The 13,138-nt window shown below is 60.6% G+C and carries 13 protein-coding genes and 1 pseudogene; 4 read left to right on the forward strand and 10 right to left on the reverse strand.

The genetic code is table 11. From position 1 onward, the window contains the following. Window positions 1-84: 84 nt before the first annotated feature. The 6 genes and pseudogenes from J0X03_RS11110 to J0X03_RS24330 form a co-directional block, all read right to left on the reverse strand. The gene (locus J0X03_RS11110; protein WP_004938278.1) at window positions 85-849 is read right to left on the reverse strand and encodes an FNR family transcription factor; all 765 of its coding nucleotides are present in this window, start codon (window positions 847-849) and stop codon (window positions 85-87) included. Between the two features lie 280 nt (window positions 850-1,129). Then, window positions 1,130-1,654 carry a methylated-DNA--[protein]-cysteine S-methyltransferase gene (gene ogt / locus J0X03_RS11115; RefSeq protein WP_160204331.1) on the reverse strand — a complete coding sequence of 175 codons (525 nt, stop codon included), beginning with the start codon at window positions 1,652-1,654 and terminating at the stop codon, window positions 1,130-1,132. 219 nt (window positions 1,655-1,873) lie between these two features. Continuing rightward, complete coding sequence (locus J0X03_RS11120) at window positions 1,874-2,185, reverse strand: hypothetical protein (protein WP_033643206.1); 312 nt, start codon at window positions 2,183-2,185, stop codon at window positions 1,874-1,876. A gap of 306 nt (window positions 2,186-2,491) precedes the next feature. Then, on the reverse strand, window positions 2,492-3,346 hold the full coding sequence (locus tag J0X03_RS11125; protein WP_033650298.1) for a tagatose bisphosphate family class II aldolase: 855 nt from the start codon (window positions 3,344-3,346) through the stop codon (window positions 2,492-2,494). A 9-nt stretch (window positions 3,347-3,355) separates the two neighbouring features. Further along, window positions 3,356-4,522: an SIS domain-containing protein gene (locus J0X03_RS11130; protein WP_047575054.1), complete on the reverse strand. Its 1,167-nt coding sequence runs from the start codon at window positions 4,520-4,522 to the stop codon at window positions 3,356-3,358. A 26-nt stretch (window positions 4,523-4,548) separates the two neighbouring features. Beyond that, a pseudogene (locus J0X03_RS24330) lies at window positions 4,549-4,700 on the reverse strand (transcriptional repressor AgaR); the annotation flags it as partial. Between the two features lie 798 nt (window positions 4,701-5,498). Here J0X03_RS24330 and olsF point away from each other — a divergent pair. The 3 genes from olsF to J0X03_RS11150 all read left to right on the forward strand — a co-directional run bounded on the left by olsF (window position 5,499) and on the right by J0X03_RS11150 (window position 8,894). Next, a complete protein-coding gene (olsF, locus tag J0X03_RS11140; RefSeq protein ID WP_033643203.1) occupies window positions 5,499-7,220 on the forward strand; it encodes a bifunctional ornithine lipid synthase OlsF in 1,722 nt (573 codons plus the stop codon). Window positions 7,221-7,321: 101 nt separating this feature from the next. After that, on the forward strand, window positions 7,322-8,104 hold the full coding sequence (locus J0X03_RS11145; RefSeq protein WP_033643202.1) for an N-formylglutamate amidohydrolase: 783 nt from the start codon (window positions 7,322-7,324) through the stop codon (window positions 8,102-8,104). 76 nt (window positions 8,105-8,180) lie between these two features. Next, window positions 8,181-8,894, forward strand: a complete 714-nt coding sequence (locus tag J0X03_RS11150) for a flagellar brake protein (protein ID WP_033643201.1) — start codon at window positions 8,181-8,183, stop codon at window positions 8,892-8,894. Between the two features lie 43 nt (window positions 8,895-8,937). On the opposite strand, the gene J0X03_RS11155 is transcribed toward J0X03_RS11150, so the two are convergent. Genes J0X03_RS11155 through J0X03_RS11165 form a run of 3 tightly spaced genes read right to left on the reverse strand, consistent with a single transcriptional unit; the run spans window position 8,938 to window position 10,751 of the window. After that, entirely contained in the window at window positions 8,938-9,780 is an 843-nt protein-coding gene (locus tag J0X03_RS11155) for a PfkB family carbohydrate kinase (RefSeq protein ID WP_049210152.1), read from the reverse strand. Between the two features lie 3 nt (window positions 9,781-9,783). Then, on the reverse strand, window positions 9,784-10,500 hold the full coding sequence (locus tag J0X03_RS11160; RefSeq protein ID WP_033643199.1) for a glutamine amidotransferase: 717 nt from the start codon (window positions 10,498-10,500) through the stop codon (window positions 9,784-9,786). Beyond that, the gene (locus J0X03_RS11165) at window positions 10,497-10,751 is read right to left on the reverse strand and encodes a hypothetical protein (protein ID WP_046687116.1); all 255 of its coding nucleotides are present in this window, start codon (window positions 10,749-10,751) and stop codon (window positions 10,497-10,499) included. The genes J0X03_RS11160 and J0X03_RS11165 overlap by 4 nt, the downstream gene beginning before the upstream one ends. A 66-nt stretch (window positions 10,752-10,817) precedes the next feature. Here J0X03_RS11165 and J0X03_RS11170 point away from each other — a divergent pair, with 66 nt between their 5' ends. Then, entirely contained in the window at window positions 10,818-12,122 is a 1,305-nt protein-coding gene (locus J0X03_RS11170) for an aminotransferase class I/II-fold pyridoxal phosphate-dependent enzyme (protein WP_160204329.1), read from the forward strand. Here J0X03_RS11170 and J0X03_RS11175 read toward each other — a convergent pair. Continuing rightward, window positions 12,119-13,105 (reverse strand): MsnO8 family LLM class oxidoreductase, encoded by a 987-nt coding sequence (locus J0X03_RS11175; RefSeq protein WP_046687114.1) that lies wholly within the window; start codon window positions 13,103-13,105, stop codon window positions 12,119-12,121. The two genes, J0X03_RS11170 and J0X03_RS11175, sit on opposite strands and share 4 nt — an antisense overlap. Window positions 13,106-13,138: the final 33 nt, after the last annotated feature.

Genomic DNA, 13,138 nt, shown 5'->3' on the forward strand with positions numbered 1-13,138 from the left:
GAGTAACCCAACATTGAAAAACAGAACAACAACAGAAGCGTGCCGGATCAACAATTTCGGGGAAATGGTGATCCGGCAGGAGAATCAGGCGTTGACGGTCACGTTGATACGCGGCGTACCGGCCAGCACCGACAGGGCGTCGGCGTTTTCGATGGTGATGTATTTGCCTTTCACGCTGAGGATTTCGCTTTTCTGGAAGCGGCCCAGCAGCCGGCTGATGGTTTCCACCGTCAGGCCGAGATAGTTGCCGATATCGCCGCGGGTCATGGTCAAACGGAACTCGCGCGGAGAGAAACCGCGCTCCGCAAAGCGGCGCGACAGGTTGTAAACGAACGCCGCCAGGCGCTCTTCGGCGTTTTTCTTCGACAACAGCAGGATCATGTCCTGGTCGCCTTTGATCTCGCCGCTCATCAACCGCATGATCTGCTGACGCAGGTTTGGCATTTTGCCGGACAGATCGTCGAGGGTCTCGAACGGAATTTCGCACACCATCGAGGTTTCCAGCGCCTGGGCGAAGCTTGGGTGCTTCAGGCCGCCGATGGCGTCAAAGCCCACCAGGTCACCCGCCAGGTGGAAGCCGGTGATCTGCTCGTCGCCTTGCTCGGTGATGGTGTAGCTCTTGATGGTCCCGGAACGGATCGCGTACAGCGATTTCAGCTCGTCGCCGGCTTTGAACAGGGTCTGGCCTTTCTGAATAGGCTTTTTCCTCTCGATAATGTTGTCGAGCTGATCCAGCTCGTGGGCATTAAGGGTGAAAGGAATGCACAGCTGGCTGATGCTGCAGTCCTGGCAATGGATCGCACAACCACCAGACTGGATACGACGAATCACGCGTTTTTCCGGGATCATAGATTACGCTCATTCAATAATTGATATGAGTCAATTTTAACATCTTTTGCCGCAGCTGATAAGGGTAGCATTAGTCTGAATAGGGGCATTGTGTGCGAATTTTACGCACACATGCCGCCGATTATTCTGTAGGGGACTGAAGTTATGAGTATTATTTGTGACTTATGCGTTTTATTCACACAAGTTATTCATGGGGCCCAGCGGCCTGCGAGCGTGGCGTTGAGCAATGGGCTTTATTAAGCGTCGCCAAACAATGGCGCCGGATAATCGCCTGGCGCGGCTACAGCAGGCTTTTAGGCAGGTAGCCTTCGTGCTGCAGCAGCCATTGTTTGCGCTGTACGCCGCCGGCATAGCCGGTCAGTGTGCCTTGCGAACCGATCACTCGGTGGCAGGGCACGACGATGCTGATCGGATTTGAACCGTTGGCCATGCCGACTGCGCGCGAGGCGGTCGGACGGCCGATGCGTTGCGCGAGCTGGCCGTAGGTCAGGATCTCGCCGCAGGGGATTTGGCGCAGCTGTTGCCAGACGGTGCGTTGGAACTCGGTGCCGGCGGTCATCACCGGCAACCGATCGATAATGCTCAGTTCACCGGCGAAATAGCGCTGCATGGCGTCGGTCAGCCCGCTGGGATCGCGCTGTTCGCGCAGGGTGAACCGATCGGCGCGGTAGTGGGTATTCAGCAGCTTCATCAGGCGCGCTTCGTGATCGGTCCAGTCAATCGCCCGCAGGCGCCCCTGTTCATCGGCAATCAGCACCAGTTCTCCCACCGGCGTGGCGGTACGATCAATCAAAAAAGTCTGCATCTGGATCACTCCTCGGTTTGGTAGGGCGATTATCGCATGAAATGGAAGGGAGCGATGGCGGATTTCGGACATGCTGATGGGCGACCGCAGGGTCGCCCGAATAGCCGGCTTACGGTAAGGCGGGGAGTTATTGTGCGATAAATTTATAAAATAAATTTATAAGTCATCAAGACAAGTTGTGTCTTGTTTATTATTTCAGCAGGCAGTAACGCTTTGTGGTTACTTATAGCTGATGGTCACGCGTTTTAAATGGGGATCGTTATTCACCATCTCACTGCTGACGGCAGAAACTAATTCTTTTGGCATCGCTTTTAACGAAGAGGATATATACCCGTTCTGATATTCCGTCACTTTACCGAAGCAGCTGGAGATAAGCTTTTCATCCTGATGTTTGACGGTGCATGCAGGCGTGGTAATGGCGCCGGTGAAGCGGACGACGCCAGAGGCGACCTGGCTGCCGGAAAGCGGTTTTGCTTGCAGAGCGAAGGGCAGAATGACCAATGCGCTTAATACGGCTAAGTAATGGTTCATACGCTGTTCCTTTCAGAGTAAAAACACTGCCAATTAAAAAACAAGCGCGCTTGTTTTCATCAAATAAGCTATTTCGCTTGGCGAAATAAAAACGAATGGGCAAAAATCCTACTGCCTGCATTCAATGAATTTGATAATAGAGAGGTAGGATGAGTAAAACCATGATTTGGATCATAGTGAAGACCGGTTAATGGTTTCAGGCGCGGGCGGGATAACAGGCTGTGATCGTTCTCTCAGGAAAGCGGAAAATGGCGGGATGTTTTCGCCCCCGTGGTGCAGCCACTGAAACCGGGGGCGGGCGTGGGGTTACAGCATGCCGCTGCTGCCGCAGATGCGGATCTTTTCCGCCACCACTTCTTTCATCGCCAGCTTGCCGGGGACGATGTATTTGCGCGGATCGTTGGCATCCGGGTGCTGTGAAAAGTAGCTTTTTACCGCATCGGCGAAGGCGATTTTCAATTCGGTGGCGACGTTGACCTTGCAAACGCCGAGCGAGATCGCGCGCTTGACCATTGCTTCCGGAATGCCGGAGGCGCCATGCAGCACCAACGGCACGTCCACCTGTTCGCGGATCAGCGCCAGGCGTTCGAAGTCCAGCTTCGGTTCGCCGTGATACAGGCCGTGGGCGGAACCGATCGCCACCGCCAGCGAATCGATGCCGGTGGCGGCGACAAACTCGCGTGCCGCCACCGGGTCGGTATAGAAGCTGTCCGCCGTATCGACGATCAGATCGTCCTCTTGCCCGCCCAGGCGGCCCAGCTCCGCCTCCACGCTGGCGCCGTAGCGATGGCACAGGGCCACTGCGGCGGCCACCTTGGCGATATTCTGCTCGAACGGCAAATGGGAGCCGTCGATCATGACCGAGCGGATGCCGCTTTTCACCTTGTGCTCGATGTCATCGAGCTCTTCGTGATGATCCAGATGCAGCGCCAGCGGCAGATCGTAGCGGTGCGCGGCCGCCTGACAGATACCGATCAGGTAGTCGGTGCCGGCATAGCTGAAGGTGCCGGGCGTGCCGGCCATGATCACCGGCGAGCGCAGCTCGGCGGCGGTCTCCGCCACCACCTGCACGGTTTCCAGATTGTGAACGTTAAACGCCGGAACGGCGTAACCCTGGCGCTGCGCCTTGAGCAGCATGTCTCGGTTGGCTATCAGATACATGGGATCTCCTTACTGCACGGGGGAAGGAAAACGGTAAATCGTCACGCCTTTCACCACCCGGTTAACCTCGCCGGTCGGGCAGGGGTTATCCGGGGTCAGCCCCAGCGCCAGCGAACTCTCGAAGGCCAGCATCTGGGTGAACAGCAGATACGGGAACAGCAGCCAGATATCGTCTGCCGCATCGTGCATATGCAGCAGGGTATCGGCGAGGGGTTGGCGCCCGCCGGTCAATCCGACCAGCTGCATCGCCTGCCCATCGCGCTGCAGCTCGTTCCACAGATCGCGGTCATACTGGCGGGCGTAGTCGTCGCGCGAGAACATCAACACCACCAGCGTCTGGCCGTCGACCATGAATTTCGGACCATGACGCAGGCCGAGCGGCGAGTCGTAGCGCGTAACGATGCGCCCGGCGGTCAGCTCCAGCATCTTGAGCGAGGCCTCTTCGGCAAGGCCGGTAAAGCAGCTGCCGCCAAGGGTGATGTAGCGGCGGAAGCCGCCGGCGGCCAGCGCCTTCACCTGCGGCTGCAGCGTTTCTCGCAGTGCGCGGCAGCGCTGCACCATGGCGTGCAGCGGCGCCTGGGCGGCCTCGAGCGACAGGGGGCCGAGCAGCAGCGCGGCGCTCAGCATCATGCAGCTGAAGCTGGAGGTCATGGCGAAGCTCTGATCGTTAGAACCTTGCGGCATCACCAGCGAACAGACGTTGTCGCGCCGATGCGCATACTGCGCCAGCTTGCTGTCCGGGTTGCACACCAGCATCAGGTGGTAGCTTTCCGGCAGCAGTTGGTCGGCCAGCTCCACCGTCGCCACGCTCTCCGGGCTGTTGCCCGAACGGGCGAAGGAGACCAGCAGCGTCGGCCGCTCAGGGTCGAGATACTGCAGCGGGTTGGCGACGATATCGGTAGTGCCGTAGGCCACCACGTCGCGGCCGGTGCGTTCGCGCAGCCAGGGGGCCAGGGCGCGGCCGGCGAACGCCGAGCTGCCGGCGCCGCACAGCACGATCTGCAGGCGCGGATTGACCAGCAGCGGCGCCAGAAACGGCTGCCATTGCGCCTGTTGATCCTGCAGCTGCCGGTGCAGCGCCGCCCACAGATCCGGCTGTTGCCAAATTTCTGCGGCGGTGTGCCAGGCGTTGCGCTGCTTCAGCCAATTCGCCTCGTAAGAGAAATACGCGTTCATGATGACAGCTCCTTAAAAATCCTCGGTTAACGGTCGGCGATAATCACGTCGATCCCTAAAGGGTGCAGCGCCTGCAGACAGTGTTCCGGAATGCGGCTGTCGGTGACCAGGCAGTGGATCTGGCCGATGTCGCGATCGTGCAAAAACTTGTGCGGCCGAATTTGCTGGCGTCGGCGAGGGTGTGTTTGACGTCGCGATTGATGTGGATGGTGACGCTGGAGACCGAAAGCAGCTGGCTGAGCGGTTCCACGCGCGACGCGCCTTCGCGGCACAGCGGGTCGATAATTAATTCCCGGCGTTTTGCGGTAGTGATCATTAACGCAGACTCCTGATTTACCTGTAGCCGTGCCCGACCGCGGCTTAATAAGCCGCAGCGATACCGACCGGAGCGCTTTCAGTTGTTCGTGGCGAATTACAGCAAACGAAACACTGAAATGCAATCGATTAATTTTAAAATATCTATATCTATCAGTTGTTTATATTTGATTTTGCTTTCGTTTGAGCGCCAACCGAAAGCAGCGTCAACGCAAAGTGAAAACGGCAAATTCGTTATTTTTCAGTCGACAATTCCCGGCATTTAATTATTCAGTCCGTCGAGGCCGAAAGCCGCAGCGATAATTCGGCAGCCGCCGGGCTTTCACTGTTTTTTTATGCCGGCGCGTGTAATAGCGCCGCATTGCAGCGGGTGAGGGTGAACGACAGCGGCCATGCGTTTCCCTCCGGCGATCCGTTCGTGGCCCATCCCGGCGAGGATCTGCAGCCGATAGCGCCTGCGTGAGGCGGTGAACCGCCGCATTGAAGCGTTGCTGGCGCCGATGTGAGGGGAAGTGGGGGCGAAAATGCGTCTTTCGCTCCCAAATCGCCATTACTTTGCTATACCTGATAGTCGATGGATTCATTTTATTGTCATGTGACTGACATGTCAGAGTCATGGCTCTGGCTTAAGTTTGCAGCGACTACGTCAGGAGATAACGCGATGTTCAGCCTGGATTCTCTGTTGCAAGATGCATTTCCACACCGCAATACCCCTGCCTGGCAGCGCAGCCTGCTAAGAACCCTTCTCTTCGAAAAAGAATTCAAACAGTTCGCCGCCGACTATCCCCACCTGAAAGGGCTCGATCTGATCGAGCAGGTGGTGGACTACTTTAACCTCAGCTGCGAGCTGGTGGACGGCGATCTGGAAAACATCCCCAGCCAGGGGCCGGTGGTGCTCGTGGCCAATCACCCGATCGGCTCGCTCGACGGACTGGTGCTGTTGCGCGCCGTCGCGGCGGTGCGTCCGGATGTGAAAGTGGTGGCCAGCCAACTGCTGACTTACATCGAACCGCTGCGCAACCTGTTCGTGCCGGTGGATAACGTCGCTTATAAAACCAGCCGCAAACAGATAGAAGGCATGCAGCAGCAGCTGGACAATCAGGGCGCGCTGATCCTGTTCCCGGCCGGCGAAGTGTCGCGCATGAGCCCGAAAGGCATCCGCGACGGCCACTGGCATACCGGTTTTCTGCGTCTGGCCGCCAAGGCGCGCGCGCCGATCGTGCCGATTCATATCAGCGCGCGCAACAGCAACCTGTTCTACTTTACCTCGCTGGTCTACCGTCCGCTGTCGACGCTGCTGCTGGTGCGTGAAATGTTCCAGCAGCGGGGCGGGCGCATCAGGATCCGCATCGGCGGCCGCGTGCCGTTCGCCAACTGGCACGATGGCCACACCAGCGCCAAGGATCTGGCGGAGCGCTTTCGCCGCCACGTGTATCGCCTAGGCCAGGGCAAACCGGGGCTGTTCGCCAGCGAATCGCCGATCGCGTTGCCGGAAGAGCGTCTGGAGCTGAAAAAGGCGCTGGCGAACTGCGAAAGACTGGGGGTGACGCCGGACGGCAAAACCATCTATCTCTATCGCCGACATGATGAAGCGCGCACGCCGATCCTGCGCGAGCTGGGGCGCCTGCGCGAGATCGCTTTCCGCGCGGTGGGGGAAGGATCCGGCCGCCGCCGCGATCTGGACAGCTACGACGACGATTATTATCACCTGGTGCTGTGGGATGAAGAGGAGCTGGAGATCGTCGGCGCCTATCGTTTTATCCCCACCGCCGAACAAATCGCGCGTAAGGGCCTGGAGAGCATCTACAGCAACAGCCTGTTCCACTATGATCGCGATATGGAACCGATCCTGGCGCAGGGCATCGAACTGGGGCGCAGCTTCATTCAGCCGGCCTATTGGGGCAAGCGCGGGCTGGACTATTTGTGGCTGGGCATCGGCGCCTATCTGTCGAAATACCCGCAGTACCGCTATCTGTTCGGCCCGGTATCCATTTCCGGCGGCATGCCGCTGGCGGCGCGGGATCTGTTGATCGCCTTCTATCGGCTCTATTTCTCGCCGGACCACGCCTTCGCGCAGTCGCGTCGTCCTTATCCGGCGTCGTTGCCGCAGGTGCTGGCGCAGTTTGCCGGGGATAACTACCAGGAAGATCTGGTGCGGCTGAAGAGCCTGCTCAGCAACATCGGCTGCTCGATCCCGACGCTGTACAAACAGTACACCGAGCTGTGCGAACCGGGCGGGGTGCAGTTTATCGACTTTGGCACCGATCCGGCCTTCAACAACTGCATCGACGGCCTGGTGCTGGTGGATACCTCGCGGCTCAAGCCGTCGCGTTATCAACGTTATATTGCGGTGCATCAGCCGCAGGAAGCCGAGACGGCATGATCGGCGTCTGACTCATGCCTTTTTGATCTAAGTACGACCTTGGGGCCGGCGACGGGATAGCGCTACGATAAACGTTTTGCTTTCCACCGCCGGAGCCTTTCATGCCTCATTCGTTTATCCCGCCGTTATTGTCCGCCGATGAACCGCCCGCCGCCGCCGTTGAAACCCCGCGCGGCAAAGCGCCATTTTTGCTGCTGTGCGATCACGCCGGCAAGGCGATACCGCAATCCCTCGGGGATCTCGGCTTACCGCCGGGGGAGATCGAGCGCCACATCGGTTGGGATATCGGCGCGCTGGGCGTATCGCGCCATCTGAGCCGCCAACTGGACGCCACGCTGATTCATCAGCGTTACTCACGGTTGGTGATCGACTGCAACCGGGCGCCCGGCATCGCCAGCTCGATCCCGCATTTGTCTGAACTGACGCCCATCCCCGGCAATATCAGCATCGACGCCGAACACGCGCTGGCGCGTGAGCGCGAGGTATTTTTGCCGTATCACCACGCCATCGACGAGCATCTGGGGCAACGCCAACTGCGTGAACTGCCGACGGCGGTGATCGCCATGCACAGCTTCACGCCGGTGTTCAAGGGCCAATCGCGCCCCTGGCAGGTGGGGCTGCTGTTTAACCGCTACCCGGAATTTGCGCTGCTGTTGGCTGAACTGCTGCGTGAAGAGGGGGATCTGCAGGTGGGTATTAACGAACCTTATGCGATGACGGACGCCACCGATTACACGTTGCCGGTGCACGCGGAGCGCCGCGGTTTGCCTTACGTCGGCATCGAAATTCGCCAGGATTTGGTCGCTGACGAACGCGGGCAACAGGCATGGGCGAAACGTTTCGCGCGCCTGCTGCCGCAGGCCTGGCAACGCTGGCAAATTTGACTTTAGGAATATTCCCAGAGATGATAACCGTAAGGAATACGTAAGACGTCATTAGAAAAAAAGTCAGGAGACACGTGTGGAGCACAGCGATAACGGACTGTTTATCAAACGGGAGCGTTTTGAAGTTCTGGCGATTCTGCGAGAAATTTGCAAACAACGCACGCCGCTGCGCGTAGAAAATCAGCAGCACCGGTTTCAAAGTCTGTTATTGAGCGTCGGGCCGGACAATATCGTGTTTAGCGGTGAGGAAGCCTCGAGCGCCATCGACGGCGCTTGCACCATCGTGATTGAAAGCAACGACGCCAAAATCGAGTTTTCCGTCCCCCAGGCGGAGCTGACCGAACATCAGGGCGTACAGGCCTGTTCGACCCGGCTGCCGCAGGAGCTGGTCTATATCCAGCGTCGCCGTCAATTCCGCATCACTACGCCGCACTGGCGCCAATTCTTTTGTACCGGCGAATACCCGGACGGCACGCCGTACGAGCTGCGGATCCACGATCTCTCCGCCGGCGGCGTCGGTTTACGCTTCGACGGCCCGCTGCCGGATTTCTTCCAGCCAGGCTTGCAGTTCAAGAAAGCGGAGCTGGATCTGGGCAGCTACGGCAGCTTCAAGGTCAATATGGAGCTGGTGGTGGTCAACGACGATCAGGAAACCGACGATAACGACCAGGTGGTGCACTTCTCGCGCCTGTCATGCCGCTTTCTTAAGCTCGGATTGGCGATGGAGCGCAAAATTCAGAGCGCCGTGTTCGCCTTCGAGCTGGACTTCAACAAAAAGAAAAAACGCTGATATTTATCAGGGGCGGCACGCTGCCCCTGACTCTCCACAGGCCTTACGGTTTTAACGCCCGCAGGCTGCCGATCTCTTCCCAACCGAAATGCGCCGCTTCGGCCAGTACGCCGCACACTTCATCGCCGGCGGCAACCACTGCCGCGTCGAGCGCAGCGCCCTGCAGCAGATGGCTGACCAGCAACGCGGTGAACAAATCGCCGGTGCCTTTGACCGCCGATTTGACCTTCGGATGAGTAAAGCACTGCGTTTCCTGCCGGGTGACCAGCATCAATCCCACTTCGTCTTCGTGTTGCGCTACGCCCGGCGCGCTGGTGACCAACACCCATTCGGTGGTGTCGTTCAACAGCGCCTGCGCGGCGTGTTGCGTCTGCTCGCGGCTGCTCAGTTGCCGGCCGCACAGCTGCTCCAGTTCGAAACCGTTCGGCGTCAGGCCGTTGGCCAGCCGCAGGAACGGCGAGCGATAGCAGTTGACGATGCGTTCATCCACGTAGATCCCTTCACCGTAATCGCCCATCACCGGATCGATATAGATGTTTATCTGCGGATTGAGCGAGCGCACCCGCTGCAGCCAGTTGGCCAGAATATGGCACTGCATCACGTCGCCCAGGTAGCCGACGATCACCGCCCGTGCGCGCTTCATGACGCCGCGGGCGATCAGGTCGTCGAGAAAACCGCCGAACCAATCGCCGGAGATGACACCGCCGTGCGGTTTGCCGTAATAGGGCGGGCAGCCGAACAGCACGCTGGGCACCTGCAGCGCCTCCAGTCCCTTTTTCAGCAGAGCGCGGTAGGCGATGCCGTTGCCGACGCTGCCGTAGACCACCTGAGATTGAATGCTGATCACGTCGATAGACGGTGACCGCAAAGGTGAAGCCTGTTGCATGAGTTACTTCCTTGGTTCGTTGTTATCCAGCCAGCGCGCGAACACCTGCCGCGCGCGCTGTTCCAGCTGCGCGCCGTGGCGCGCGGCCTGGTCGCGCAGGGTCTGGGGCGCGATGCCGGCCAGTTCCAGCTCGCAGGCATGGCCAATCAGCCAGCGTTCGATATCGCGATAATCCGCCTCTAAATGGAACTGCAGGCCGAGCGCGAACCCCTGATAGTCGAAGGCCTGATGCGGGCATACCGCCGTGCCGGCCAGGCAGCGGGCGCCGTCCGGGATCATGAACATATCCCCGTGCCAGTGCAGTACCGGCGTGTCGGCCAGCGGCGCCAGCACCGACTCCTCTTCCGCCGGCGGCGTGGTCAGCGGGGCGAAGCCTATCTCTTTCACGCCGAGCGAAATAACCTCAGCGCCTAGCGCCTGGGCGATCACTTGTGCGCCGAGGCAAACCCCGAGGGTCGGCCGCCGCTGCGCCAGGCGCTGTTTGACCAGCGCGAATTCATGGTCGAGAAAATCATACCGCTGCTCGCCGGAAAAGTGCTGAGCGGCGCTGATCGGCCCGCCGAGCACCACCAACAGATCGGTCTCTTCATTATTGATAGCACGAATATCATCGCGGCCGGCATCGTAATAATCGATCTGATAGCCGCGCAGTGACAGCAGGGAACCGAGGATGCCCAGGTTTTCAAAGTTGACGTGCCGAATGGCGACGGCTTTTTTCATTGTTTAACCTCGCTAGCGTGAGTGAAGGGGATCAGCGCCAGCGACTCGCCCAGCACCGTGATGCCTTGCGCGCCGCTCTGGTAGACGATGCGGCGTTCGCTGACCTGGCTGAGCTGCACCTGATAACCCTGTGCGGCCGGGAACAGCGCGCAGGCCTGCTCCAGCTGCTCGGCTGCCCACGGGGTGAACAGCTGCAGGCGGGCAAAGGCTTTTCCTGCATACTGAATGTCGAGCACGTAATGTTTATCCATGGAACCCCTTACTTTTGGCCGCAGAAGCTGCTAATCTTATTTGAACTAGTACAAAAGGATTTATGTATGACTTCATTGTATGCAAAAGGCGGCGGCGCTGTCCAGATTGCCGAGCAGATCGCCGCACGCATCAAAAACGGCGCGCTGCGGCCGGGCGAACTGTTGCCGCCGGTACGCCAGCTGGCGGCGGAGCTGGAGGTCAATCCGAATACCGTGGCCAGCGCATACGCCAGATTGCGCGATGCCGGCCTGGTGGCGACGCGCGGGCGGGCGGGTACGGTGGTGCTGGAGCGGCCGCTGGCGGCGGTGAGTGCGGCCTATGCGCCGCGCCAGGTGCCGGCGGGGATGTGCGATCTGGCCAGCGGCAACCTGGATGCCGCTTTGCTGCCGGCGCTGAGGCTTGGCGCGGCGGAGGTGTTCCCGCAGCAAAACGGCTATGACATCAGCGGCGACCTGCCGGTATTGACCGGTCTCGGGCGTGAGTGGCTCGGGCGCCAGGGCGTGGCCCTGGGGGAACCGGCGGTGTTTTCCGGCGCGTTGGACGCGATGGAAAAGGCGCTGCGCTGTCATGCCCAGCCTGGGGCGGCGGTGTGGGTGGAAGATCCCTGCTGGCCGCCGCTATTGACGCTGCTGCGTCACCTGCGCCTGCGGCCGTTGCCGCTGGCGGTGGATGAACAGGGCTGTCGGCTGCCGGAGAGTGGCGCGGCCGACGCGGTGATCCTGACGCCGCGCGCCCATAATCCGACCGGCGCTTCGCTTTCAGCGCAACGTGCGCAGCAGTGGCGAGGTTTTCTGCGCGGCCATCCGCAGTGTCTGGCGATCGTCGACGATTTCTGGGGGCCGTTGTCGCAACAGCCGCTGCATCTGCCGTTCGACGGCGATCGCGGCCTGTACGTGCTGTCGCTCAGCAAGTTTCTCAGCCCGGATCTGCGCATCGCGTTGGCCTGCGGCAGCCCGACCTTGCTGCAGGCGATGCGCGCCGATCAGTACATCAGCGAACGCTGGGTCAGCCATATCTTGCAGCAGATCGCCGCCAGACTGTGGGAACAAGCCTTGCAGGAAGGGCAATTGCAGCGGGCGCAACAGGCGTATCAGGCCAGACGGGACGAGCTGGTCCAGCGGCTCAATGCGTTGAATCACACGGCGCTGGCGGTAGGTGAAGGGCTGCATCTGTGGGTGCCGGTGCGTTCGGAAACCGCCGCCGCGCAGCTGATGGCGCAGCGGGGATGGCTGGTGCAGGGCGGTGAACCTTTCCGCCTGAAGTGCGGTCCGGCGCTCCGCGTCAGCCTGGCGAACGTCACGCCGTCGCAGTTGGCGCCGCTGGCGCAGGATCTGTCCGAAGCCATGCGGGCGGCGGCGGCGATCAACTAAGCCGGCGTCAAACTCTCCTCCGCCAGTAACTGCAGCGAGGCTAACCGGGCGGCCGGTTCGGCGATCGGCGTGTCGATGATGAACTCTTCCACGCCGTACTGTTGCTGCAGCTGCGCCAGTTGCTGATGCACCTGCTGCGCGGTGCCGAGCAGAATATGGCTTTCCCGCGGCTCGATGCGGTAGTCGGTGGCGCCGGCCTGCTGCACGAAACTCTCCGCCTGCGCCAGGCTGCCGACGGTCACACTCTGCTCACCGGCAATGTGCACGCGGTATTGCCGAATGTCGGCCGCCAATGCCGCGGCCTGTTCCTCGCTGGGGGCCACGATCGCCGCCACCGCCAGCAGCGCCTTGCGGCCGCCGCTGTGTGCGGCGTAGTGCTCCAGCGCGTCGCGGATATCCTGCGGATTGCCGTTCAAATGCGCGGCGAACACGAAGGCCCAGCCGGACTCGGCCGCCAGCGTCGCGCTTTCTTTACTGGCGCCGAGCAGAAAACGCTGCGCGCCCTGCGGCGGCAGCGGTGTGGCGCTCAGGCCGGGCTCGGCGTCGTCGTTCAGATAGGCGGTCAACTGCGACAGCTGCTGAGGAAAGTCCGGCTTGCGTTGCCGATCGTGGGCCGCCTGCAGCGCCTGGGTTGCGAGCGGCAGCCCGCCGGGCGCTTTGCCCACCCCGAGATCGACGCGTCCCGGCGCCAGCGCCGCCAGCAGGTTGAAGTTTTCGGCCACCTTGTAGGCGCTGTAGTGCTGCAGCATCACGCCGCCGGAGCCGATGCGAATGCGCGTCGTCTGGCCGAGCAGGTAGCCGATCAGCACTTCCGGCGACGGGCAGGCGAGCTGCGGCGTGTTGTGGTGCTCCGCCAGCCAGAAACGCCGATACCCCCAGCGTTCCGCCCGTTGCGCCAGCTGCAGCGTGCGCGCCAGCGCCTGCGCGGCGCTTTCCCCGTCGGCGATCGGACTTTTTTCCAATATGCTCAAGGCATAAGCCATTTTTCCCGCTCCTTTCATCATCAGATATGCCTG

It is taken from the genome of Serratia ureilytica (genome assembly GCF_017309605.1).
GTDB classification, from domain to species: Bacteria; Pseudomonadota; Gammaproteobacteria; order Enterobacterales; family Enterobacteriaceae; genus Serratia; species Serratia ureilytica.